24 protein-coding genes are annotated in these 22,528 nt (G+C 73.9%); 14 read left to right on the top strand and 10 right to left on the bottom strand.

The features are described from left to right. Window positions 1-13: 13 nt before the first annotated feature. Window positions 14-223, bottom strand: a complete 210-nt coding sequence (locus ACN28C_RS23235) for a heavy-metal-associated domain-containing protein (RefSeq protein WP_422769642.1) — start codon at window positions 221-223, stop codon at window positions 14-16. Window positions 224-350: 127 nt separating this feature from the next. Between ACN28C_RS23235 and ACN28C_RS23230 the strand changes: the two genes are divergently transcribed. Continuing rightward, window positions 351-653: a metal-sensitive transcriptional regulator gene (locus ACN28C_RS23230; protein ID WP_422769641.1), complete on the top strand. Its 303-nt coding sequence runs from the start codon at window positions 351-353 to the stop codon at window positions 651-653. Between the two features lie 48 nt (window positions 654-701). Here the strand turns inward: ACN28C_RS23230 and ACN28C_RS23225 are convergent, their stop codons facing one another. The 6 genes from ACN28C_RS23225 to ACN28C_RS23200 all read right to left on the bottom strand — a co-directional run bounded on the left by ACN28C_RS23225 (window position 702) and on the right by ACN28C_RS23200 (window position 5,156). Then, the gene (locus tag ACN28C_RS23225) at window positions 702-1,271 is read right to left on the bottom strand and encodes a hypothetical protein (RefSeq protein ID WP_422769640.1); all 570 of its coding nucleotides are present in this window, start codon (window positions 1,269-1,271) and stop codon (window positions 702-704) included. Then, window positions 1,186-1,737, bottom strand: coding sequence for a hypothetical protein (locus tag ACN28C_RS23220; RefSeq protein ID WP_422769639.1), 552 nt, complete (start codon window positions 1,735-1,737; stop codon window positions 1,186-1,188). The genes ACN28C_RS23225 and ACN28C_RS23220 overlap by 86 nt, the downstream gene beginning before the upstream one ends. 98 nt (window positions 1,738-1,835) lie before the next feature. After that, a complete protein-coding gene (locus tag ACN28C_RS23215; RefSeq protein WP_422769638.1) occupies window positions 1,836-2,963 on the bottom strand; it encodes a molybdopterin-dependent oxidoreductase in 1,128 nt (375 codons plus the stop codon). Beyond that, complete coding sequence (locus tag ACN28C_RS23210) at window positions 2,960-3,811, bottom strand: class I SAM-dependent methyltransferase (protein ID WP_422769637.1); 852 nt, start codon at window positions 3,809-3,811, stop codon at window positions 2,960-2,962. The genes ACN28C_RS23215 and ACN28C_RS23210 overlap by 4 nt, the downstream gene beginning before the upstream one ends. Further along, the gene (locus ACN28C_RS23205; RefSeq protein WP_422769636.1) at window positions 3,808-4,482 is read right to left on the bottom strand and encodes a TIGR04282 family arsenosugar biosynthesis glycosyltransferase; all 675 of its coding nucleotides are present in this window, start codon (window positions 4,480-4,482) and stop codon (window positions 3,808-3,810) included. The genes ACN28C_RS23210 and ACN28C_RS23205 overlap by 4 nt, the downstream gene beginning before the upstream one ends. Next, entirely contained in the window at window positions 4,479-5,156 is a 678-nt protein-coding gene (locus tag ACN28C_RS23200; protein ID WP_422769635.1) for a glycosyltransferase family 2 protein, read from the bottom strand. The genes ACN28C_RS23205 and ACN28C_RS23200 overlap by 4 nt, the downstream gene beginning before the upstream one ends. Window positions 5,157-5,305: 149 nt before the next feature. Here ACN28C_RS23200 and ACN28C_RS23195 point away from each other — a divergent pair, with 149 nt between their 5' ends. After that, window positions 5,306-6,697: a hypothetical protein gene (locus ACN28C_RS23195; protein WP_422769634.1), complete on the top strand. Its 1,392-nt coding sequence runs from the start codon at window positions 5,306-5,308 to the stop codon at window positions 6,695-6,697. Here the strand turns inward: ACN28C_RS23195 and ACN28C_RS23190 are convergent. Beyond that, window positions 6,669-7,748, bottom strand: coding sequence for an NAD-dependent epimerase/dehydratase family protein (locus ACN28C_RS23190; RefSeq protein ID WP_422769633.1), 1,080 nt, complete (start codon window positions 7,746-7,748; stop codon window positions 6,669-6,671). The two genes, ACN28C_RS23195 and ACN28C_RS23190, sit on opposite strands and share 29 nt — an antisense overlap. 136 nt (window positions 7,749-7,884) lie before the next feature. On the opposite strand from ACN28C_RS23190, the gene ACN28C_RS23185 reads away from it, so the two are divergent. The 11 genes from ACN28C_RS23185 (at window position 7,885) to ACN28C_RS23135 (ending at window position 18,334) form a co-directional block, all read left to right on the top strand. Then, complete coding sequence (locus ACN28C_RS23185) at window positions 7,885-8,595, top strand: response regulator transcription factor (protein WP_422769632.1); 711 nt, start codon at window positions 7,885-7,887, stop codon at window positions 8,593-8,595. Next, a complete protein-coding gene (locus tag ACN28C_RS23180; protein WP_422769631.1) occupies window positions 8,588-9,610 on the top strand; it encodes a sensor histidine kinase in 1,023 nt (340 codons plus the stop codon). The genes ACN28C_RS23185 and ACN28C_RS23180 overlap by 8 nt, the downstream gene beginning before the upstream one ends. 384 nt (window positions 9,611-9,994) lie before the next feature. Continuing rightward, entirely contained in the window at window positions 9,995-10,663 is a 669-nt protein-coding gene (locus ACN28C_RS23175) for a hypothetical protein (protein WP_422774780.1), read from the top strand. 150 nt (window positions 10,664-10,813) lie between these two features. Continuing rightward, complete coding sequence (locus ACN28C_RS23170) at window positions 10,814-11,563, top strand: GntR family transcriptional regulator (protein WP_422769630.1); 750 nt, start codon at window positions 10,814-10,816, stop codon at window positions 11,561-11,563. A gap of 100 nt (window positions 11,564-11,663) precedes the next feature. After that, window positions 11,664-13,598 (top strand): allophanate hydrolase, encoded by a 1,935-nt coding sequence (gene atzF, locus ACN28C_RS23165; protein WP_422769629.1) that lies wholly within the window; start codon window positions 11,664-11,666, stop codon window positions 13,596-13,598. A gap of 28 nt (window positions 13,599-13,626) precedes the next feature. Then, window positions 13,627-14,319, top strand: coding sequence for a cysteine hydrolase family protein (locus ACN28C_RS23160; protein WP_422769628.1), 693 nt, complete (start codon window positions 13,627-13,629; stop codon window positions 14,317-14,319). Between the two features lie 22 nt (window positions 14,320-14,341). Next, a complete protein-coding gene (locus ACN28C_RS23155) occupies window positions 14,342-15,091 on the top strand; it encodes a cysteine hydrolase family protein (protein WP_422769627.1) in 750 nt (249 codons plus the stop codon). A gap of 16 nt (window positions 15,092-15,107) precedes the next feature. After that, window positions 15,108-16,919: a regulator gene (locus tag ACN28C_RS23150; RefSeq protein WP_422769626.1), complete on the top strand. Its 1,812-nt coding sequence runs from the start codon at window positions 15,108-15,110 to the stop codon at window positions 16,917-16,919. Next, window positions 16,909-17,301, top strand: coding sequence for an AtzH-like domain-containing protein (locus ACN28C_RS23145; RefSeq protein ID WP_422769625.1), 393 nt, complete (start codon window positions 16,909-16,911; stop codon window positions 17,299-17,301). Before ACN28C_RS23150 ends, ACN28C_RS23145 begins: the two co-directional genes overlap by 11 nt. A gap of 209 nt (window positions 17,302-17,510) precedes the next feature. Next, window positions 17,511-18,107 carry a DUF2975 domain-containing protein gene (locus tag ACN28C_RS23140; RefSeq protein WP_422769624.1) on the top strand — a complete coding sequence of 199 codons (597 nt, stop codon included), beginning with the start codon at window positions 17,511-17,513 and terminating at the stop codon, window positions 18,105-18,107. After that, window positions 18,107-18,334, top strand: coding sequence for a helix-turn-helix domain-containing protein (locus ACN28C_RS23135; RefSeq protein WP_422769623.1), 228 nt, complete (start codon window positions 18,107-18,109; stop codon window positions 18,332-18,334). The genes ACN28C_RS23140 and ACN28C_RS23135 overlap by 1 nt, the downstream gene beginning before the upstream one ends. A gap of 130 nt (window positions 18,335-18,464) precedes the next feature. On the opposite strand, the gene ACN28C_RS23130 is transcribed toward ACN28C_RS23135, so the two are convergent. Further along, entirely contained in the window at window positions 18,465-19,343 is an 879-nt protein-coding gene (locus tag ACN28C_RS23130; protein WP_422769622.1) for an alpha/beta fold hydrolase, read from the bottom strand. Window positions 19,344-19,498: 155 nt separating this feature from the next. Between ACN28C_RS23130 and ACN28C_RS23125 the strand changes: the two genes are divergently transcribed. Beyond that, window positions 19,499-21,532, top strand: coding sequence for a BTAD domain-containing putative transcriptional regulator (locus ACN28C_RS23125; protein ID WP_422769621.1), 2,034 nt, complete (start codon window positions 19,499-19,501; stop codon window positions 21,530-21,532). Here ACN28C_RS23125 and ACN28C_RS23120 read toward each other — a convergent pair. After that, a complete protein-coding gene (locus tag ACN28C_RS23120) occupies window positions 21,474-22,508 on the bottom strand; it encodes an NlpC/P60 family protein (protein WP_422769620.1) in 1,035 nt (344 codons plus the stop codon). The two genes, ACN28C_RS23125 and ACN28C_RS23120, sit on opposite strands and share 59 nt — an antisense overlap. Between the last annotated feature and the right edge of the window lie 20 nt (window positions 22,509-22,528).

Raw genomic sequence — 22,528 nt, 5'->3', positions numbered from 1 at the left:
TGGGCGCGGTGGGTCAGGGGGCGACGAGCTCGTAGCCGGCCTCGTCGACGGCGGTGCGCAGCCGCTCGGGGTCCACCGCGGCGTCGCTGGTGACGGTGACCGAGCCGGCGGAGAGGTCGACGGTCACGTCCGTCACGCCCGGGATCGCACCGACCTCTTTGCTGACCGCGTTGGCGCAGTGATTGCAGGTCATTCCCTTGACCTGGTAGCTCTCGGTGATCATCAAAGCTCTCCCTTCCCCGTCACATCCTATACCCGAGGGGGGTATGGCTCGCGCGCATTTACCCCTCGGGGGTATCGCTCCCTCGTGAACCGTAGCATACCCCCAGGGGGTTAGCTATGCTTGGGATATGACGACACCTGCGGAGACCCCGACGCGCGGCTACACCGCCAGCAAGGACCAGTTGCTCGCGCGGCTGCGCCGGGTGGAGGGGCAGGTCCGGGGGATCGAGCGGATGGTCGAGGACGACCGCTACTGCATCGACATCCTGACCCAGATCTCCGCCATCCAGGCGGCGCTGGACAAGGTGGCGCTCGGCCTGCTCGACGGGCACGCCCGGCACTGCATGCACGAGGGTGCCGTGGCGGGGCGGGCCGACGAGATGGCCACCGAGATGATGGCCGCTGTCGGACGCCTGATGAAGCGCGGCTGACGCCCCGCCCACGCTCCGGCCCGTCAGTCCGGTTCCAGTTCCGGGCCGTCAGTCCCGCTCCGGCCCCTCTCCGGAGCGGCCGGTCCCCTCCGGACGGGGAAACAGGTCGACCTGGTCGCCGAGATCCACGTCCCGGGGCAGGTGTGCCGGCGCCGGGCGGTCGCTCGCCGGCAGCCGCGAGTAACGCCGCCCGGCTCCGCCGGGATCCGGCCGGGAGGTGACCCGGAACGGCACCATCGCGATCGGCGCCGGCGGAGGCTCGAACCTGCGTTCGCCCCAGCGGAGCCAGATGGCGATCCGCCCCGCCTCGGATTCCAGCCGGAGCTTGTCGACGGAGCGTCGCCGACCGGAATGGTCGACCTCGATCACGACCGGCGCACCGTCCGCCCGGGCGCAGCCGACGTCCACTATGGAGTGCTGGTGCTCGTACGGCGGCGGCAGCGGCATCACGCTCGCGGCACGCCGGTAGGCCCGCCAGCCCTGCGCCCTCGCCCAGGCGACAACGGTGTCGATGAGGAGGGCGGTGACCTCGTCACTCGTCTGGTCGTGGAACGTCAGCCGGCCGAGCCAACCGGCCAGCGCGGCGCCGATCCGGGCGCCCTCCTCGGCCTGGTCCACGGTCCGACCGTACCGCCTGCGGCATCGTCGTGGCCGATCGCCACAGTCGGTACCCGGCGGCCAGCCCGGACCAGAGGAGGACCGTCCAGACACCGATCTGGATCAGGTAGTCGCGGTCCTGTAGTCCCGGATTGGATGCCGCGGCCGCCGGCCGCCAGAGCAGTGGAACCGCAATCAGCAGCAGGGTTGCGGGCATCGTGAGCCCGGCGGCGATCCAGCTCCGGGTCGCCCGGTCCGGCACCAGCCGGCCGAGGATCACACCCGCGAGCCCGACCAGCGGGGCGAGCAGCGCGTCGTGCAGCAGCGGGCCGGCGAGCAACCAGGGGAGCACGGTGTCGAGCGGAGGCAGCAGGACGATGCCGTACGCCGCCATCGCGACGCCCGACCCGACCAGGAGGATCCTCGCCGTCCGCCCACCCGCCGCCCGGCGCCGTGCCGCCGCACCACTCATCCCGCGACCACTCATCCGCGCATCCCGTCCACGCACCTCGTCCGGACATCCCATCCCCGCACCCCACCTGGAGCGCCTCCTCCGCAGCGTGCTCGATCGGAGGATCGGCGTCCTCAGTCGAGGACCTCGAGCCGGGTCACCCACTTGGTCTGCAACACGCCGGGCCGGCTCGGCGCGATGATCCGACACGGAAAGCCGTGGTCCGGGTGCAGCACCTCCCCGTTGACCCGCAACGCGAGCAGCGTCAGCGGGTCGGCGACGTGCAACGCCGGCAGCACGCTGCGCGAATAGAGCCCCGCCTCCTCCAGTGACCCGACCCGGACCGGCCGGTCGGTGGGCGCGCCGGCGGCGGCGAGCAGGTCGGCCACCGGCACCCCGGTCCAGTCCGCCGTCGCACTCCAGCCCTCCACGCAGGCGATCGGCAGCCGCCCGGTCCGCTGCGGCAGGACCGCAAGGTCGGCGAGCTCGAAACCGCGCCGGCCACCGGCCCAGACCACCTCCAGGCGCCAGTCGGCCGGTACGGCGATGCCGGCGGCGCTCGCGGTCCGGTTCACCGGCACCCCCTGCGGCCCGGTCGCCGACCGCCAGGACAGCGCCGAGACGTGCCGCAACCACGGCACGGTCACCCCGGCGGCGCCCAGCACGGCGACCCCGGTGCTGCCGGCGGCGGTCCGCAGGAAGGCACGCCGTCCCGGCACCGGATCCCGGCCGATCCGGGTGGCCAGTGCCGTCCGGATCAGCGGCAGCTTCACCCCGACGTGCACCAGCAGCGCACCGGCCGCCAGCCAACCCACCGCGTGGTGCGCGGCGGGGAAGAAGAACCGCCAGGGGTACGCCTGCGCGACGTTGAACACCCCGGTCACCAGCTCGAAGAAGGCCGCGCAGACCAGCACCAGGATGGAGACTCGTTCGAGTCCGTGCCCGACGAGCCGGCCGGGCCGGCGCAGCGGCGGCCGGGCGAAGAGCCGGGGATAGACGCTCCAGAGCTTCGCCAGCAGGAGCGGGATCGCCGCGATCCCGGAGAGTACGTGCACGCCCTGGGTGATCCGGTAGAGGTTCACCGGCCGGCTCGGCCAGCCGAACCAGCCGGGCGGATGCTGGATGGCGTGGCTGAGCAGCCCGGTGAGGAAGCAGAGCCCGAACGCGACGCCGAGCCAGAGGCCGAGTCGGGCGGCCACCGGCGCCGAGTGCGCGGGTCCGGTGAAATCCTCGGGACGTGGGATCGACGGGCGGCGGATCATCGGCGTACCAGCTCGGCGAACCAGCGGTCACCGGAGCAGAGCAGCGCTGTCACCCGCAGCTCGGCGTCGGCGGCGACACGTTCCACCGCCTCCACCCCGACCCGGGCCCAGCGGAACACCGCGCGCCGTCCCGGCCCGCGCTCCGGTCCCACCGGGTCGACGTGTGCCAGCCCCTGCCACAGCCCGGTCCCGGGCGGCTCCAACTCGGTGAGGACGGTGCCGTCCGGGGCGAGCAGGGCGGCGCAGCGGCGCAGCAGCGCCACCGGGTCGCCGCCGATGCCGATGTTCCCGTCGATCAACAGGGCGTGCGCCCACCGTCCCTCACCGGGCAGCGGGGCGAAGATGTCGCGCCGCAGCGCGGCGGCGCCACGGGCCCGGGTCAGGCGTACCGCGTGCGCCGAGACGTCCACGCCGAGCGTGGCCAGGCCGCGTCGGGCCAGCGCGGCGGTCAACCGGCCCGGCCCGCAGCCGAGGTCGATGGTCGGGCCGAGGCAGCGGGCCACGACCGGTGCGACGGCCGGTTCCGGCGGGCCGTGCCAGCGGCGCACCGGCAGCGGGTACGCCGCCCCGTCGGCACGCAGCAGCCAGTGCTCGGTGCGGCCGGGCTCCGGCGTGCCGTGCCGTCCGCGCGGGCGCTGGGGCGCGGCGGTCTCGGGGTCGCGCCCGGCACGCGATGCGAGCGGCCCGTCGAAGCCATCGGGAGGGCCGTCGAAGCCATCGGGAGGGCCGTCGAAGCCATCGCGAGGGCCGTCGAAGCCACCGACACAGGCTGTCCCGTTCGCCGGGCTGCCGCCCGGCCCGGCCCGGTTCGGCAGGCTGCCCGACGATCTCCCCGGCATCACCGTCATGCCCCCTCGGTCACGACGGTGCGGGTCTCGTGGAGCGCCCGGGCGAACCGGCTGCCGGGCAGGTCGGCCGCGACCGCCCGGGCGGCGTCCCAGTCGTCCACGTCGCGCAGCACCGGCAGGATGGCGACCCGCAGTCCCCGGGCGCGCAGCGCGGTGAGGGTCTGCCGCCCGGTCTGCGGCGTGGAGGTCGGCACCGGCCGGAGTGCGGTCGCCTGCCCGGGGTCGCGCAGGCCGAGGGCCCACCACCCGCCGTCGACGGCCGGCCCGAGTACCGCGTCGGCGTCGGCGAGCCGGTCGAGCGCGGCGGAGAGCGTGCCGGGTGACAACTGCGGAGTGTCCATCCCGACCTGTAGCACGGGCCGGCCGGGGAAGGCCGCACCCGCCTCGGCGTGTGCGTGCGCGAGCCGGTCGGCGAGGGTGTCGCCGTGCTGCGGCAGCAGATGCCAGCCGGTCAGCGCGGCCGCCAGTTCGTCGGCGTACTCCGCGTCGGTGAACCGGCCGGTGTGCGCGAGTACCGGGATGGTGGCGGCGGTGGCGCGGACCGCCGCGAGCGTCGCCAGCAGGGCCGCCGCCGCGATCCGGGCCGCCTGCTCGGGGCTGGCCGGCGGGCAGAGCCGGGTCTTGGCCAACCCGGGCACCGGCGCCTTGGCGACCACCAGCAGGATGTTCATCGGCCCGCCCCGGCACCGGTGCGGAGCACCCCGGCGAAGTCCCGGGCGGCCCGGAGGGTGCCCCGCACCGAGCCGGAGACCTTCGACCTGGTGCCGGCGGCCCGTGGGGCGTACACCGTCTCCAGCTCGACGATCCGCCACCCGGCCGCCGCCGCGCGCAGCAGCAGCTCCAGCGGATAACCGAAGGCCCGGTCCGCGACGCCGAGCCGCAGCAGCGCCGCCCGGCGGGCCACCCGGATCGGGCTGATGTCGCGCACCGGTACGCCCCGGCGGCGCAGCAGAGCGGCGACCACCGCGTTGCCGGCCCGGGCGTGCCAGGGCCAGGCGGCCGCGGAGACCGGCCGGCGGCGCCCCACCGCGAGGTCCGCCCGGTCGGCGAGCACGGGCGCGGCGAGCCGGGGCAGCTCGCCGGGATCGAACGACCCGTCGGCGTCGAGCACGCAGACCAGGTCCGTCCCGGCGGCGACCAGGCCGGTGTGCACCGCCGCGCCGTACCCGCGCCGCGGCTCGGAGACCACCCGCGCCCCGTGCGCGGCAGCGACCTCGGCGGACCCGTCGGTGGAGCCGTTGTCCACCACGACGGCCCGGTAGCCGGGTGGCAGCGCGGCGAGTACTGCGGGCAGGGCGGCGGCCTCGTTCAGGCACGGCAGCACCACGTCGATGGTTGTGCTCATGTCCGCCGACGCTAGGCGGGGCGGGCGCTGCCCGGCATGGTCGGCGTGCTTACGGATCCCTTACGCCGCACCGGTTTCTTACGAGTTCCTGACGTGCGGGCCGACCGGCTTCCGCGCCGGCCGGTGGGCTCGTATCGTCGGCGGTCGCCATGACCCTGCCGAACCGGTCGGCACCTCGCCGGCACGCCGACGCGGTCGTCGTCGCGGTCGAGGCGGCGCTGCTCGCCGCCGCGATCGGCGTCGGCGCACTGCTCAACGCCCGTGGCGGCGGGCTGCACGCCGACGCCGCCCCGCTCTACGCCACCTGGCGGCCGCACGCCGGCCCCGGTACGCCGGCGGCGCTGCTGCTCGCCGCCCTGGTGGTCGCGTACGGCGTGCGCTGGGCGCGCAGCGCACCGTGGCGCCGGCTGCTCGCCGCCGGCTACCTCGGCGCGCTGGCCTGGACGCTGTCGCTCGCGTTGATCGACGGCTGGTCCGCCGGGCTGGCGAGTCGGCTGACCGTGCAGGCCGAATACCTGCACGAGGTGCCCCGGGTGACCGACGTCGCCGCGATGCTGGCCGGCTTCACCGGCCGGATCCTCGACTTCCAGCCCGATTCCTGGTCGACGCACACCGCCGGCCATCCGCCGGGGGCGTTGCTGGTCTTCGTCTGGCTGGACCGGATCGGTCTCGGCGGCGGTGCCGCCGCCGGGCTCGCCTGCGTGCTGGTCGGGGCGACGGTGGCGGTCTCGGTCCCGGTGACGCTGCGGGCGCTCGGCGCCGAGGAGGCGGCCCGGGCGGTATGGCCGTTCCTCGTGCTCTTTCCCGGGGCGGTCTGGACGGGCGCCTCGGCGGACGGGATCTTCGCCGGGGTGGTCGCCGCCGGACTGGCCCTGCTGGCGGTGCGCGGCCGGTGGGCGGCGCTCCCCGGCGGGCTGCTGCTCGGCTTCGCGCTCCACCTGTCCTACGGCTTCGCGCTCGTCGGGCTGCTCGCACTGACCGTTGTGGCGCTACGCGCCCGGGGCCGGCTCGGCGTGCTCGTCGTCGCGGCGGTCGCGGTGGCGGCAGTCGTCGCCGGGTTCACCGCCGCCGGCTTCTGGTGGTGGGACGGCTACGAGTTGGTGGTGCGCCGCTACTACCAGGGTTGGGCGGCGGAGCGCCCGTACACCTACTGGGTCTGGGCGAACCTGGCCGCGCTGATGCTCTCCGCCGGCCCGGTGGTCGGACCGGCGCTGCGGCGCGCGGTCGCCGCCGCTGCGGTCGCGGTACGCCCCTTCCTGCGCCGACGCCGGGGCGCGGCGCGGCGCTCCCGACCGGCCGGCGGCGCGACGGTACCGGCCGGCGGCGCGACGGTGTGGCTGCCGATCGCCGCCGTCGTGGTGGTGCTGCTCGCGGACCTCTCCGGGCTGAGCAAGGCCGAGGTCGAGCGGATCTGGCTACCGTTCGCCGTCTGGCTGCTGGTCGCCACCGCGCACCTGCCGGCACGGCAGCGGACCGGCTGGCTGGCGGTCCAGGCGGGCACCGCACTGGCGATCAATCACCTACTGTGGACGGTGTCCTGACCGATGCCGGTTCGCGCAGTGGTGCGACGGCGAACGCGGCGACGCCCTCGGCGAACGCGGTCCGGGCGGTGAAGCCGAGCAGCCGTGCCGCCCGGGCGGGATCGGCGACCACGTGTCGGACGTCGGCCGCCCGGCCGCCACCGACCACCACCGGCTCCGGGCCGCCGGTCGCGGCGGCCAGCTCCCGCGCCAGCTCCCCGACCGTGTGCGGCTCGCCGGAGCAGACATTCACCGCCACGATCGGCTCCGGCGTCGGCGTGGTCAGCGCCAGCAGGTTGGCCCGGGCCACGTCGGTGACGGCGACGAAGTCGCGCCGCTGCCGGCCGTCCTCCAGCACCCGGGGCGGCCGGCCGGCGGCCAGTGCCGACCGGAAGATCGACGCCACCCCCGCGTACGGGGTCTCCCGGGGCATCCGGGGGCCGTAGACGTTGTGGTAGCGCAGCGCCCAGACCTCGCCGCCGGTCTGCCTCGCCCACGCTCCGGCCAGGTGCTCCTGGGCCAGCTTGGTCGCGGCGTACGTGCTGCGCGGCTCCAGGGGCGCCTCCTCGGGCACCAGACCCGGGACCAGCGGCACGCCGCAACGCGGACAGCCCGGCTCGTAGCGGCCGGCCGCCAGGTCGGCGGGGTGCCGCCCGGCCGGCCGCACCACCGCGTGCTCCGGGCAGTGGTAACGCCCCTCGCCGTAGACCACCATCGAACTCGCCAGCACCAGCCGGCGTACGCCCGCGCCGTGCATCGCCGCCAGCAGGGTCGCGGTGCCGAGGTCGTTGTGGCTGACGTACCGGGGGGCGTCGGAGGGGGCGAGTCCGTGCCCGACCATGGCCGCCTGGTGGCAGACGGCGTCGACGCCGCGCAGCAGACCGGCGAGCAACTCGGGGTCGCGCACGTCGCCGACCACGACCCGGTGCCGCTCCGCCCAGGGCGGCGCCGCCGCCCCGTGCGCCTCCGGCAGCAGGGCGTCGACGGCCACCACCTCGTGGCCGTGCGCCACGAGCAGGTCGGCGACGTGCGAACCGACGAATCCGGCCGCTCCGGTGACGAGTATCCGCATTCCGGTCACCATATGCGCCGGTCAGGGCAGCGGCGGTGGTGCCGGCGCAGCCGTAAGGATCCCGCAAGATCTGGGTTGCCCGGCTCGGCGCGGCGCCTGGCTACGCTGGCCGGATGGGATCAGCGGGAGGCCGGCGGTGACCCAGCGGGTGCTGGTGGTGGAGGACGACAAGACCATCGGCGACGTGGTCTGTCGCTATCTGCGGCACGCCGGCTATCAGGTCAGCCACGTCGGCGACGGCGCCGCCGCACTGGCCGCCGTCGCGCACCAGGCGCCGCATCTGGTGGTACTCGACCTGATGCTGCCGACGCTCAGCGGCCTGCAGGTCTGCCGCGAGCTGCGCCGCCGGCCGGACGGCATACCGATCGTGATGCTGACCGCACTCGGCGACGAGGCCGACCGGGTCCTCGGGCTGGAGCTGGGTGCCGACGACTACCTGACCAAGCCCTTCTCCCCACGCGAGCTGGTGTTGCGGGTCCGTTCGGTGCTCCGCCGCTCCGGTGGCGACCCGGTCGGGGCCGACCGGCCGGACCCGCTCCCGGAGCTGCTCGTCGACGGCGACCTGGAGGTACGCACCGGTCCGCGGGTGGCCCTGCTGCGCGGGACCGAACTCGCCCTGACCCTGCGGGAGTTCGACCTGCTCGTGCACCTGATGCGGCATCCCTCCCGGGCGTTCGGCCGGGCGGAACTGCTGGAACAGGTCTGGGGCTGGACCTTCGGCGACCACTCCACGGTGACCGTGCACGTACGCCGACTGCGGGAGAAGATCGAGATTGATCCGGCCGCCCCACGGCGGATCGTGACGGTCTGGGGCGTGGGCTACCGGTACGAGCGGTCCCATGCGTGACCTGCTACTGATCTTCGCACTGGCGCTCGGCGCGGCGCTGGTCGTCGGGGCCGCCGGCGCGCTGCTGCTGCGGCGACTGCGTCGCGCCTCGATCACCGTGCACCTCTACGTCCTGCTCGCCACCACCGTGCTGGCCGTCGTCGGCGGCGTGGTCGTGGTCGCCGAGGAGATGTTCCTCTCCCGGCACGACCTGGAGGTGGTCCTGATCACCGTCGCGGCGGCGGCCGCGGTCAGCGTCGCGATCGGCGGGCACTCCGGACGGCGGCTGGCGGCGGCGGCGGTCTGGGCCGACCAGGCCAGGCAGCGGGAGCGGCAGCTCGAGAAGGGCCGCCGCGACCTCGTCGCCTGGGTCTCCCACGACCTGCGTACGCCGCTGGCCGGCCTGCGGGCCATGGCGGAGGCGCTGGAGGACGGCGTGGTGCACGACCCGGAGACCGTGGGTGAGTATCACCGGCGGATCCGGGTCGAGACCGACCGGATGACCCGGCTCGTCGACGACCTGTTCGAGTTGTCCCGGATCAACGCCGGGGCGTTGCGGCTGTCGCTGACCGCCGTACCCCTCGGCGAGGTGGTCTCGGACGCGCTGGCGAGTACGGCGCCGCTGGCGGCGGCCCGAGGGATCCGCCTGGTCGCGGCCGAGTCCGGCTGGCCCACGGTCGTCGCCAGTGAGCCGGAACTCGCCCGGGTGGTCGGCAACCTGCTGCTCAATGCGGTCCGCTACACCCCCGAGGACGGCACCGTGCGCATCGAGGCGGGCCGGGAGCGGGACGCCGCCTGGCTGGCGGTGACGGACACCTGCGGCGGGATTCCCGCGGCGGACCTGCCGAGGCTCTTCGACGTGGCCTTCCGGGGCGAGCCGGCACGCACCCCCGGCCAGGCCGGTGGCGGCGGCAGTGCCTCGGGAGGGCTCGGCCTCGCCATCGTGCACGGGCTGGTCGAGGCGCACGGGGGGCGGGTCGACGTGGCCAACATCGGCGGCGGTTGCCGATTCGTGGTCCGGTTGACCGCCGCCTGACCCACCCGACGGCGGCCGGACGCCTCGCGATCACTTGCGTCGGATGTCCGGTTCCGTTTCATGGTCAACATTGCCGGTGGGGAATGCTGGGTGGGGTCCGGTCGTTACATCATGCGTACGGCCGAGTAGGACCGCGGTCTGGCAGGGGCTTGCGGGTGGGTGGCCGGGAATGATCCCGGCCCACCGGTCGTTACATGTGGTGTTCGCCCGAGTACGAGCCGTCCCCCTCTGGTGGTATGTCGTGCTCGGGTGTTCCTGATGTCGTCTCTGGAGACCTGCTGGTGTGCTGGTTTCGGGACGTGACGTTTTTCCATTGACATTCCGGCCGTCCCCTACGGCTGTGGGTGTTCATCCCCGAATGGAAGGTGGACCGTCATGAACACGATGTTGTTCGGTCGGTGGCTTCCGGCCGTCACGCAGACCTCGTTCGTGCGTAAGTCGGTGTTGGGTGTGGCTGGTCTGGCGTTCGTCGGTGGTGCGGTCGCCGGTCCGTCGGTGGCGGCGCACGCCGTCCCTGAGCATGCCGGTACCCCGGTGGCTGCCTCGGTCACCGTCGACAAGGGCGACAAGGGCGACCACAAGGGTGACCGTAAGGGTGGTGAGCCGTCGCGGGACAGGCTGGTGCCGCATGGTGTGCAGGGTGGGCAGTCGCGGATCGACATCTCCGACGAGCAGGCCGACAATGTGAAGGCGATCGTGAAGGCGACGAAGAAGGCGGGTCTGGACGAGCGGGCCGCGGTGATCGCGGTCGGTACCAGCCTGCAGGAGTCGAAGTTGGAGAACCTGGGTCATCTGGGTGCGCGTAACGACCATGACTCGCAGGGGTTGTTCCAGCAGCGGCCGTCGTCGGGTTGGGGCACGGTGGAGCAGATCACCGACCCCGAGTACGCCACGACCGCGTTCCTGAAGGGGCTGCGGCAGGTGGACGGCTGGCAGGAGCTGCCGCTGACCGTGGCCGCGCAGAAGGTACAGGTGTCGGCCTACCCGGACGCGTACGCCAAGTGGGAGGACCAGGCCGCCGACCTCGTCGCCGACGCCTGGACCACCAGCTGACACCCCACCAGGCAGACAACCACCACGAGACAACCCGCTGGCCGGGTCCCCACAACCGGGGACCCGGCCAGCGGCGTATCCGGGACCGGTTTCGCCGACCGGGGCCCGCCCGGGACGGGACCGGTCGCGGCGGGTGGCAGACTCTTCGGCGTGACCGAGCCAACCGAGCGGACCGTCAGCCTCAGCGATGATGCCGCGAGTGGCCCGGCAGTGCGGGGTGGCCCGGCTTCGTCGTACCGGAGTGCTGCCGGACCGGCCGTGGACGGCGAGCTGGAGAGCGCCAGCCTCGTCGAGCTGGCCGTGCTCCGGCTGCGGCGCGAGATCCTGAGCGGCAAGACGCAGCCGGGGGAGCGGTTGGTCGAGGAGCAGCTCACCCGGCGGCTCGGGATCAGCCGTGCCCCGTTGCGGGAGGCGCTACGGCTCCTCGCCCAGCAGGGGCTGGTCGAGCACGTGCCCCGGCGCGGCGCCCGGGTGGCGACGCTCTCGGACCGGGACGTCCAGGAGTTGTACGCGGTGCGGGACGTCCTGGAGCGGCACGCCGTGCGGGCTGCCCTGCCGGTGCGGTCGGCTGTCGAACTCGCCGGCCTCGAGGCGACGCTGAGCGGGATGCGCGAGGCGATCCAGGCCGGCGACCGGCTCGGGGTCGCCGAGGCGCACCGGGCCTTCCATGTCGAGTTGGTGGCCCTCGCCGGCAACCGGCAACTCTCCGCCGTCTACGAGGCCATCCTGCTGAAGCTCCAGCTCTACATGGCACTCAACCTGCGCAGGGAGGCCGAGCTGGCACAGCCCGGCGATGGGCTGGACCGGCACGAGCGGCTGCTCGCCGCCGTCGCGGACGGCGATCCGGAGGCGGTGATCGCCGTGCTGGCCTCGCACGGTGCCCGCTCCTACCTCGACTGACGGCGACCCGCCCGACAGGAACGCCTCCGTCCGGGCCCACGACACATCGTCGTTACGTCCGCGGTGATGTGTCGAAACACGACGGTCGACAATCGTTTGTATGCCAGAGGCGATCGGTACGGTGACGGCGCTCCGCTCCGCGTACTCGGCCGGCGAGCTGAGCACGGTGGAGGTCGCGGACCGGGTTCTCGACGCGCTCGCGGAGCGGGCCGGGAAGGCGGTCTGGATCAGCACCGTCCCGGCCGAGCAACTCCGGGTCAGGGCGGCCGAGCTGCACCGGCGCCGGGGCGAGCTGGCCGCGCTGCCGCTGTACGGGGTGCCGTTCGCGGTCAAGGACAACATCGATGCCGCCGGGCTGCCGACCACGGCAGGCTGCCCGGAGTTCGCCTACCGCCCGGAGCGCAGCGCCTCGGTGCTGGCGCGGCTCCTCGACGCCGGGGCGATGCTGGTCGGCAAGACCAATCTCGACCAGTTCGCCACCGGACTCACCGGCGCCCGCTCGCCCTACGGCGCCTGCGAGAGCGTCTTCGGTGGTGGCCTGATCGCCGGCGGCTCCAGCTCGGGATCGGCGGTCGCGGTCGCCGCCGGGCTGGTGCCCTTCGCCCTGGGGACCGACACCGCCGGTTCCGGGCGGGTCCCGGCGGCCTGCAACGGCATCGTCGGCATGAAGCCGACCAGAGGACTCCTCAGCGTGGCCGGGGTGGTGCCGGCCTGTCGGTCGCTGGACTGTGTCTCGATCTTCAGCCGGACCGTCGAGGACGCGACGGAAGTGTTCCGGGTGGCCCGTGGCGTCGACCCGGAGGATCCGTGGAGCCGGGCGCTGCCGCCCGGGCTGGCCGAGGGGCGCGAGCCGTCGACGCTGCGTCTCGGCGTACCTCGGGCGGAGGACCTCGACTTCTTCGGCGACGTCGGCCAGCGCGACCGGTTCGCCGCCGGGCAGGAGCGGGTCGCCGGACTGGTCGGCGAGACCGAGCCGGTCGGGCTCGGGCCGCTCTTCGAGGCCGGCGGCCTGCTCTACCAGGGACCGTGGGTGGCGGAGCGCCTCGCCGATCTGGACGACTTCCTCCGCCGTCGGCCGGACGCCGTACTGCCGGTGACCCGCAGCGTGCTGGAGAGCGGACGCCGGTACGCCGGAACCGACGTCTTCCGGGCCCACCACCGGCTCCAGGAGTTGCGCGCCTGGGCGGAGCGGCTGTGGCGACGCGTCGACGTGTTGGTGCTGCCGACCGTCGGCACCACCTTCACCCTTGCGGAGATCGACGAAGACCCGATCGGCCGCAACACCCTGCTGGGCCGTTACACCCAGTTCGCCAATCTGCTCGACCTGGCGGCGGTGACCGTACCCAACGGGTTCACCGGGGCCGGGCGCCCGGCCAGTCTGACCCTGGTCGGGCCGGCGTTCAGCGACGCGACCCTGGCCCGGCTCGGCAGGGCACTGGGCGGCGCGGCACTGGGCGGCGCGGCACTGGGCGGCGCGGCACTGGGCGGCGCGGCACTGGGCGGCGCGGCACTGGGCGGCGCGGCACTGGGCGGCGCGGCACTCTCCGACGCGGCACCGGACGATGCGGTGGCGGGTGCCGGCGCGCGCGCGGCCTCCGGCGTCTCCGAACCGGCCGGGCACGGCGACGGGCGGGTGCTGCTCGCGGTCGTCGGCCGGCATCTGCGCGGCGAGTCCCGTAACGCCGAACTCGTCGACCGGGACGCCACGCTGGCCGGCATCGCCCGGACCGCGCCGCTCTACCGGCTCTACCGGCTCCCCTCCGACGACGGCGTCGGACTGCCGAGCCTGGTCCGGGTCGGCCCGGGACAGGGCGCGGCGATCGAGATCGAGGTGTGGCGGGTGCCGGTCGGCGCGATCGGCAGCCTGCTCACCGGGATACCCGCACCACTCACGCTCGGCTGGCTGCGCCTGCACGACGGCCGCGAGGTGCTCGGGTTCCTCGCCGAGGCGTACGCGGCCGGTGCCGCCACGGCCGAGGACATCACCGACACCGGCGGCTGGCGCGCCTACCGGCGGGCCGCGCGTACCGGTTGACCATTCCCGCCCGAAGGGAGCAGCCCTCATGCCCCGCATTGGCCCCGTCAAAGCCGACCCCTACCTCTGGCCGTACGACGGTTCGGCGCCCGCCGAACGCACCGCACTGCTCTGCATCGACTGGCAGACCGACTTCTGCGGCCCCGGCGGCTATGTCGACAGCATGGGCTACGACATCGGGCTGACCCGGGCCGGTTTACCGGCCACCGCCCGGCTGCTGGCCCGGGCCCGGGAAATCGGTTTGCTGGTGGTGCACACCCGCGAGGGTCACGACCCCGACCTGACCGACCTGCCGGCCAACAAGCGCTGGCGGTCGGCCCGGATCGGTGCCGAGATCGGCGGTGCCGGCCCGTGCGGCCGGATCCTGGTCCGGGGCGAACCCGGCTGGGAGATCGTGCCCGAGGTCGCCCCGGTGGCCGGCGAGGTGATCGTGGACAAGCCCGGCAAGGGGGCCTTCTACGCCACGAACCTGGACCTGGTACTGCGGACCCGGGGCATCACCCACCTGATCCTCACCGGCATCACCACCGACGTCTGCGTACACACCACGATGCGGGAGGCGAACGACCGGGGCTACGAGTGCCTGATCCTCTCCGACTGCACCGGCGCGACCGATCCGGACAACCACACCGCCGCCCTGCACATGGTGACCATGCAGGGCGGCGTCTTCGGCTGCGTCGCCACCTCCGACGACGTGCTCGCCGCGACCAGCGACGACTGACCCCGACACCCGAGGACGACCCATGCCGACCGTCGATGCGCGTCCCCATCCGTACACCTTCGAACTTTCCCGCACCGCGCTGCTGGTCATCGACATGCAGCGCGACTTCCTCGAACCCGGCGGCTTCGGGGAGAGCCTCGGCAACGACGTCGCCGAACTGCGTCGGACCATCGTGCCGCTGGCGGCGCTGCTCGCCACCGCCCGGGAGGCCGGGCTGCCGGTCGTGCACACCCGGGAGGGTCACCTGCCGGACCTCTCCGACTGTCCACCGGCCAAGCGCAACCGGGGCGCGCCGCGCCAGCGGATCGGCGACCCCGGCCCCAACGGCCGGATCCTGATCCGGGGGGAGTACGGCCACGACATCGTGGACGAGTTGTCCCCGGTCGTCGGCGAGCCGGTGGTCGACAAGCCCGGCAAGGGCGCCTTCTACGCCACCGGGCTCGACACCCTGCTTGCCGATCGCGGCATCACCAGCCTGCTGGTCACCGGCGTGACCACCGAGGTGTGCGTGCACACCACGGTCCGGGAGGCGAACGACCGGGGCTACGAGTGCCTGGTACTGGCCGACTGTGTCGGCTCCTACTTCCCCGAGTTCCAGCGGGTCGGCCTCGACATGATCGCCGCCCAGGGCGGCATCTTCGGCTGGGTCGCCGACTCGGCCGCTCTGGTCGCCGCGCTGCGCAGCGCGGCGGTCGACCCGGAGGCGAACCCGGTGCGGCCGTCCGAGGTCCCGGCCGGCGATCCGGCCCCGTCCGTCCTGCACTCCTCCTGATCACGAGGTGCCAGCCATGGTGAAGACCACCGAGCGCGCCAGCGCGAGCCTGCCGCTGTGGGTACGCGGCGACACCAACGCCTTCTTCGGCTTCGGCGTCAACGTCCTGGTCAACGTACTGACCCTGACCGCTCTCTGCCTCGGCGTCGTCCAGCTCTCCACGGGCGACGTCTTCGGCACCATCCTCCCGGCGTTGGGCATCGCCCTGGTCGCCGGCAACATCTACTACACCGTGCTGGCCCGCCGGCTCGCCCGCCGGGAGAACCGGACCGACGTCACCGCGCTGCCGTACGGGCCGAGCGTGCCGCACATGTTCATCGTGATCTTCGTGATCATGCTGCCGATCTACCTGCGTACCCAGGACGCCCGGCAGGCCTGGCAGGCGGGGGTGGCGTGGGCGTTCATCATCGGCGTCATCGTGCTGGTCGGGGCCTTCGTCGGCCCCTACATCCGGCGGTACGCGCCCCGGGCGGCGCTGCTCGGCACCCTCGCCGGGATCTCCATCACCTTCATCTCGATGAACCCGGCCGGACAGATGTGGCGGGCAGCCTGGATCGCCCTGCCGGTCTTCGCGTTGCTGCTGATCGGGCTGCTCACCGACGTACGCCTCCCCGGTAACCTACCGATCGGCCTGGCCGCCCTGCTGCTCGGTACGGCGATCGGCTGGCTCGGCGGCGCGATGTCGGTGCCGGACGTCTCGGCGGCGGCCGGGGACATCGCGCTCGGGTTGCCGTCGTTCCAGTTCGGGCTCCTCTTCGACGGCCTCTCCGAGATGGCACCGCTGCTCGCCACCGCGATCCCGCTCGGCGTCTACAACTTCACCGAGGGCATGACCAACGTGGAGAGCGCGGCGACCGCCGGGGACAGCTACAACCTGCGCAGCGTCCTGCTGGCGGACGGGGCGGGCGCGGTGATCGGCGCGGCGCTCGGTTCGCCGTTCCCGCCGGCCGTCTACGTCGGGCACCCGGGCTGGAAGGCGGCCGGCGGCCGGAGCGGCTACTCGATGGCGACCGGTGTGGTCATCGCGGTCCTCTGTTTCCTCGGCATGTTCGGGCTGCTCGCCACGATCTTCCCGACCGCTGCGATCGTGCCGATCCTGCTCTACATCGGGCTACTGATCGGCGCGCAGGCGTTCCAGGCCACCCCCCGGATCCACGGTGCGGCCGTGGTGGCAGCGCTGGTGCCGAACATCGCCGCCTGGGCGACCGGCCAGATGGACAACGCGCTCGCCGCGGCCGGCACCACGGCGGCCGAGGTCGGCGACTCGGCGCTGGCCGGCGCCGGCGTCGTCTACGACGGGTTGCTGGTGCTGGGCCAGGGGGCGATCCTGGCCGGCCTGGTGCTCGGCGCGGTGGTGGTCTTCATCATCGACAAGCGGTTCCTCCGGGCGGCGATCTTCGCCGGGGTCGGTGCGCTGCTCTCCTTCATCGGGCTCATCCACGGCGAGCGGATCGAGTGGAACGCCAACGGTCAGGTCGCGCTCGGCTATCTCTTCGTGGCGGTGGTCTGCGGGCTCTTCGCGTTGGCGAGGATTCCACCCCGGGTGCCGGACGCCGAGGAGTTGGAACTGGACCGGCAGCACGGGGGCGGGGCGGAGTCTCCGGCGGTCGTGACCGCGGCACCCGCTCCGGCGGCACCCGCCGCTCCGGTGCGCGACCAGCCCGTCGACGCGCCGGTCGAAGCGGCGGCGGACGGCTCCGCCGAACGGACGGGCGGGGAGCCCGTCGACGAACCCGCCGGAGCGGCGGCGGACGGTGCCACCGAACGGGCGGACGACGTGGCGGCGCCGACCGCGACCGGGGCGGAGGCCCCCACCGGTGGACGTTGACCGGCCCGAGGTGGTCGCCGAGGTCGCGGCCGAGTTCGCCGGCTACGAGATGGCGCTGATCGCCGGGGACGTGGACGTGGTCGTCGGATACTTCTGGGCCTCGGCCCGGACGGTCCGGTTCGGCGTCGCCGACCACCAGATCGGGATCGAGGAGCAGCGGCGGTGGCGCGCGGCGCAGCCGCCGCTGCCACCCGGCCGGCGCCTGTACGGCACCTTGATCAGCACCTTCGGTGCGGACACGGCGGTCGTGAACACGTTCTTCGACTATCCCGACGGGGCTGCCACCGGCCGGCAGACCCAGACCTGGGTACGCCTGCCGGTCGGCTGGCGTATCGTCAGCGCGCACGTCTCGGAGTGCGCCAGGGTGCCGAGCCGGTCCTGACCGGGACCGGCTCCCGACAGGCCACGGCGGCACGCCGGCACGCGGGCCGGCACGACCGGGCCGATCCGGGCCGACGATACCCGCCTCGATCGATCGCTCGCCCCGCTCGCCGGGTTCACGCCGGGCAGGCGGGTGATCGAGGGGTTGACACTGCGCCGACTCTTATCGATTATCGAGATATCGGTAATCGATAAGTGGAGGTGTGGCGCATGGGACTGCGCAGGCCGGACTGGCTCGCCGAACTCCAGGGACTCGTGGTGCTCCTGCTGGTGGTCATGGCCGGGATCGTCGCGTTCCAGTCCGTCGCCCTCATCGACGGCCGACCGGTGGTCGCCCGGGTGCCGGCGGAGGCGCTGCCCGGGGTGGCCGGTGCCACCGAGGGGCTGCGCTCCGGTGCGGCCGTCGACGGCGATGTCGAGGTACTGGTGGCGGACCCCACACCCGGTGACCTGGTGGCGTATTACCTGACCGGGCTGCCGACGCTCGCCGTCGGCGCGGCGGTGCTCGCACTGCTCTGGTCCGCGCTGCGCCGGGCCCGCCGCGCGGACCCGTTCTCCGCCGGTACGGTCCGGCGGCTGCGGTCGATCGGCTGGACCGCGCTCGGCGGCGGCCTCCTGGCGCAACTCGTCCAGGCGATCGCGTCGCTCGCGCTCACCGGGCGGGTCACCGCGGACGGCACGTTCGCGACCACCGTGGACCTGGCGCAGACCGGGCTGTTCCTGCTGGTGGGATTCGGGTTCTTCGCGGTGGCCGAGATCGTGCGACGTGGCGTCACGATGCGGACGGAGCTGGAGACGGTCATCTGATGCCGCCCGAGGACGAGCACCGGATCGAGGTCCACCTGGACAAGCTGCTGGCCGAACGGGGCCTGACCCTGACCGAGCTGGCCGACCGGGTGGGCCTGAGTCTCGCCAACCTCTCCGTGCTGAAGAACGGGCGGGCCCGGGCGATCCGGTTCAGCACCCTGACCGCGCTCTGCCGCGAGTTGACATGCCAGCCGGGGGATCTGCTGACCGTTCGAGATCGAGACTGATGATTCATGTCGGGCGGCGGCGCCCGGGCCCGCGCCGCACGTACGCGCTGATCGGCCGGCGGGCCGAACTCGGCCCGCCGGCCGTCCGGCTCGGCGGTAAGGACAGCGGTGGACGGCGCTGCCGGAAAACTCACCTGGCGAGCAGCGACCGCAGCGCCGTGACGATCTCGTCGGGTGCCTCCTCGGCCATGAAGTGGCCGGCTGTCGTGGTGCGGTGCTCCAGGTCCGGAGCCCAGGCCCGCCACAGCGCGGCGGCGTCGTAGCCCAGCGCCGCCCCCCAGTCCTGCTGGACGACCGAGACCGGCATCTCCAGGCTGCGCCCGGCGGCCCGATCCACCCGGTCGTGTTCCACGTCGATGCCGGCCGAGGCCCGGTAGTCGGCGACGATGGAGGGGACCGCCTCCCGCGAGGCCCGCAGGTACTCCGCCCGCACCTCGGCGGGGATGGCGTGTGGATCCCGGCCCCACCCGTCCAGGAAGTAGCCGAAGAAGGCGTCCGGGCTGGCGGCGATCATCTGCTCCGGCAGCCCGGGTGGCTGGGCCATCAGGTAGAGGTGGAAGGCGACCCTGGCGTCGACCCCGTGCAGGATTTCCCACATGTCCAGCGTCGGCAGTACGTCGAGCGCGGCCAGGTGCGAGACGGCCTCCGGATGGTCGAGGCCGGCACGGACGGCCACCAGCGCACCCCGGTCGTGTCCGGCGAGCGCGAAGCGCCGATGACCGAGCTCGCGGGCCAGCGTGACGACGTCGGCGGCCATGGTCCGCTTGGCGTAGGTCCCGGCGTCGCGGGCGGCGGGCTTGTCACTCGCGCCGTAGCCGCGCAGGTCGGGGCAGATCACTGTGTGTTCGGCGGCCAGGGCGGCGGCGACGTGCCGCCACATGAGGTGGGTCTGCGGGAAGCCGTGCAGCAGCACGATGGGGCTGCCCGAACCTCCCACCGCCACGGTCAGCGTCACCTCGTCGTCGACCTGCACACGCCGGTAGTCGAAACCGGAAACAGCAGTAACCACGGTTCTGTCCTCTCCTGGTCGTCGGCCCGATCAGGAGGATCTCGGTCGCTTCTGATCAGGCGGGCCCGTCCAGCGTGCCGACGGCCGATGAGCAACCGATGAGCGCGATACGGTGACCTCCGGGGCGCAGCGGCGAGGACGCGGGGGACGCGGTGGTGCAGGTCAGGTTCGGCGTACTCGGGCCGGTCGCGGTCTGGGACGGCACCGGCGCGCCGATCGACGTGAAGGGGCCGAAACACCGCGCGGTGCTGGCCCGGCTCGTCGTCGCCCGGGGCCGGGTCGTCCCGGTGGGCCGGCTCGTCGACGATCTCTGGGTGGAGCCTCCACCGGGTGCGGTCGGCGCGCTCCGCACGTTCGTCGCGGCGCTGCGACGCGCGCTGGAACCGGACCGGACGCCCCGCGAGCCGGCCCGGCTGCTGGTCACCGACGGACCCGGCTACTCCCTCCGGGCGGCCCCGGACACGGTGGACGCCTGGCGGTTCGAGGAGATGGTCGCCGCCACCGCCACCATGCCGGCCCAGCAGGCGGTCGACAGCCTGGACCAGGCGCTCGGCTGGTGGCGGGGGCCAGCCTATGCCGGCTTCGACGAGGAGTCGTGGGCCCGCCCGGAGCGCTCGCGGCTCGAACAACTCCGGCTCCAGGCGATCGAGGCGCGCGCCGGGGCACACCTGGCGCTCGGACGGGCCGCCGCGGTCGTACCGGAGCTCGACGCACACGTCGCCGAGCATCCCTGGCGGGAGGAGGCGTGGCGGCTACTGGCACTGGCCCTGTACCGCACGGACCGCCAGGGGGAGGCGCTGGCCGTGCTGGCCCGGGCCCGAGGGCTCCTCCTCGACCAGCTCGGCATCGATCCAGGTCCCCGACTGCGCCGCCTGGAGGTCGACATCCTCCGGCAGGCCGAGCAGGGAGAGACCGGCCCCGCCTCCTGGGCGGCGGAGCAGGTCTGGGCGGACGCCACCGCGGCCTACGACCGGGCGCTCACCTCCGGCACCCGGGCGCGCCTCGAATCGACGGTCGGGCTGCTCCGAACCCTCGCCGTCACCGGCGCGGGCGGGCTGGAGGCCGCCCGCGAGCAGCGCCTCGCGGCGATCACCGCCGCCGAGCAACTCGGTGACCCGGAGCTCACCGCTCGGGTGATCGGCGGTTACGACGTACCTGCGATCTGGACCCGCTCGGACGATCCGGACCAGGCAGCCCGGATCGTGGCGGCGGCCGAACGCGCCCTGACCGCGCTGCGGCCCGGCTCGTCGGACGCGGTCCGGGCCCGCCTGTTGGCCACCGTCGCCCTGGAGTCCAGGGGCACCCGCGCCGCGCGCGGACCCGAGGCCGCCCGGGAGGCGGAGCGGATCGCCCGCCGGCTCGGCGACCCCGCCCTGCTCGCCTTCGCGCTCAACGGCGTGTTCATGCAGACCTTCCACCGCGCCGGACTCGCCCCCGAGCGCGACGCCATCGGCGCGGAACTCGTCGCGCTCGGCACCCGGCACGGGCTGGCGACCGTCGAACTCCTCGGCCACCTCGTCCGGCTCCAAGCCCGGAGCGCGCTCGGTGACTTCGCCGGAGCCGACGGGCACGCCGCCGCCGTGGACGGGATCGCGCAGCAGCACGAACGGCCGCTGGCCGGCGTCTTCACCGCCTGGTACCGGGCACTCCGGCTGGCCGCGACCGGGGCATCGCCGCCGACCGCCGAGGAGGCGTACGCCGTCGCGGCGCAGCGGCTCGCCGGTGCCGGGATGCCCGGCGTCGAGCGGGGACTCCTGCCGCTGGCCCTGCTCTGCCTCCGGGTCTGGCACGGGCGGCCGGCCCGCTTCGACGACCGCACCGACTGGGGCCCGTACGCACCCTGGGCCCGGCCGCTCCTGTTGCTGGCCCGGGACCGCCCCGCCGAGGCCGCCGCGGCGCTGCACCGGATCCCGGAGCCGCCGCGTGACCTGCTCGCCGAGGCGCTCTGGTGCCTCACCGGCCAGGCCGCCATCATGTTGGACGAGCCGGTGGTGATGGCACGTGCCGCTGCCGAACTCGCACCGGCGGCGAACGAACTGGCCGGGGCCGGCAGCGGGATGCTCACCGCCGGGCCGGTCAGGGAGCACCTGGACCGGCTCGGCACCGCCCTCGGCCGGGCGGGAGGGCCCGCTACAGATACCGCCGCGCCCCGGCGTACTCGTGGGCGTACCGGTGTTCGTCGAGCTTGACGTACTCGACGCCGCTCTCCTCGGTGTCGGTGTTGGTCGGCGCGTCGATCACGTAGCCGTCCCCGGCGTACATGCCGACGTGGTGCACCCGCCCGGTGCCGTTCTCCCGGGCGTAGAAGACGAGGTCGCCGGGGGCGAGCTGGTCACGGGCGACCGGTGTGCCGGCGTTTGCCTGGTCCTGCGCGTCCCGCGGGATGACGATGCCGTGCGCGGCGTAGACCGAGTGGGTGAGGCCGGAACAGTCGAAGCCGAAGCCGGCGGTGCCGGCCCAGAGGTACGGCAGGCCGAGGAACATCATGCTGCTCTGGACCAGGTCGGCGCCGGTCGGTCGGGGGATCTGCGCCGAGGAGGCGTACACCGAGACGTCGGAGTCGGCCAGCCACTTCACGCCGTCGCTCGGGGTGGCGACCAGCACGGACCGGCCGAGCCGGGCCAGCACCGGCAGCCGGGTGTTGAAGCTCAGCTCCATCATCGGGCGGGTGCGGCGCGGGTCGTCGTACAGCCAGGTGGTGGCCTTCTCGACCAGGGCGAACGGTCGTCCGGTGAGGTGGGCGTAGCGCCTTCCGTCGGTCAGTTGCACCTTGGGTAGCCAGCCGGGGTAGCCCAACTCGTGTCGTGGGGTCGGCTGGCCGGGCACGACCACCTGCGCCCAGTCGCCGGACTCCGCCATGACGATCACCCGCTGGCCGTAGGTGGCCTGGGTTTCCAGGTCGCCGATCAACCACCGGCGCTCGGCCAGCGTCATGCCGCCGGTCCAGGCGCGCAGGTCCACGGGATTCGTCGTGGACGGCAGGTCGACGGGGCGGTCGCGGCCGGGTGCCACCCAGAGGGTGGCGACGGCGACGTCGACGTACGCGGTGCGCGGCAGTTCGTCGGGCTCCGCCGGGCCGGTGGCGTCGGCGGCCGGGGTCACCACGAGCAGCGAGCCGAGGACGAGCAGGGTGGCCAGGAGCGTTCCGTGCGACAGGCGGGTCACGGCAATATCTTCCGCCATCA

The organism is Plantactinospora sp. WMMC1484, assembly GCF_049315195.1.
GTDB lineage: Bacteria > Actinomycetota > Actinomycetes > Mycobacteriales > Micromonosporaceae > Plantactinospora.
This window is presented reverse-complemented; position numbering and strand designations above follow the sequence as displayed.

Excerpts from the sequence above, each read along its gene's own strand:
- ACN28C_RS23235 (WP_422769642.1), bottom strand. The coding sequence starts at position 223 with ATGATCACCGAGAGCTACCAGGTCAAGGGAATGACCTGCAATCACTGC.
- ACN28C_RS23230 (WP_422769641.1), top strand. The coding sequence starts at position 351 with ATGACGACACCTGCGGAGACCCCGACGCGCGGCTACACCGCCAGCAAG.
- ACN28C_RS23220 (WP_422769639.1), bottom strand. The coding sequence starts at position 1,737 with ATGAGTGGTCGCGGGATGAGTGGTGCGGCGGCACGGCGCCGGGCGGCG.
- ACN28C_RS23215 (WP_422769638.1), bottom strand. The coding sequence starts at position 2,963 with ATGATCCGCCGCCCGTCGATCCCACGTCCCGAGGATTTCACCGGACCC.
- ACN28C_RS23210 (WP_422769637.1), bottom strand. The coding sequence starts at position 3,811 with ATGACGGTGATGCCGGGGAGATCGTCGGGCAGCCTGCCGAACCGGGCC.
- ACN28C_RS23205 (WP_422769636.1), bottom strand. The coding sequence starts at position 4,482 with ATGAACATCCTGCTGGTGGTCGCCAAGGCGCCGGTGCCCGGGTTGGCC.
- ACN28C_RS23200 (WP_422769635.1), bottom strand. The coding sequence starts at position 5,156 with ATGAGCACAACCATCGACGTGGTGCTGCCGTGCCTGAACGAGGCCGCC.
- ACN28C_RS23195 (WP_422769634.1), top strand. The coding sequence starts at position 5,306 with ATGACCCTGCCGAACCGGTCGGCACCTCGCCGGCACGCCGACGCGGTC.
- ACN28C_RS23190 (WP_422769633.1), bottom strand. The coding sequence starts at position 7,748 with ATGCGGATACTCGTCACCGGAGCGGCCGGATTCGTCGGTTCGCACGTC.
- ACN28C_RS23180 (WP_422769631.1), top strand. The coding sequence starts at position 8,588 with ATGCGTGACCTGCTACTGATCTTCGCACTGGCGCTCGGCGCGGCGCTG.
- ACN28C_RS23175 (WP_422774780.1), top strand. The coding sequence starts at position 9,995 with ATGTTGTTCGGTCGGTGGCTTCCGGCCGTCACGCAGACCTCGTTCGTG.
- atzF (WP_422769629.1), top strand. The coding sequence starts at position 11,664 with ATGCCAGAGGCGATCGGTACGGTGACGGCGCTCCGCTCCGCGTACTCG.
- ACN28C_RS23160 (WP_422769628.1), top strand. The coding sequence starts at position 13,627 with ATGCCCCGCATTGGCCCCGTCAAAGCCGACCCCTACCTCTGGCCGTAC.
- ACN28C_RS23155 (WP_422769627.1), top strand. The coding sequence starts at position 14,342 with ATGCCGACCGTCGATGCGCGTCCCCATCCGTACACCTTCGAACTTTCC.
- ACN28C_RS23150 (WP_422769626.1), top strand. The coding sequence starts at position 15,108 with ATGGTGAAGACCACCGAGCGCGCCAGCGCGAGCCTGCCGCTGTGGGTA.
- ACN28C_RS23140 (WP_422769624.1), top strand. The coding sequence starts at position 17,511 with ATGGGACTGCGCAGGCCGGACTGGCTCGCCGAACTCCAGGGACTCGTG.
- ACN28C_RS23135 (WP_422769623.1), top strand. The coding sequence starts at position 18,107 with ATGCCGCCCGAGGACGAGCACCGGATCGAGGTCCACCTGGACAAGCTG.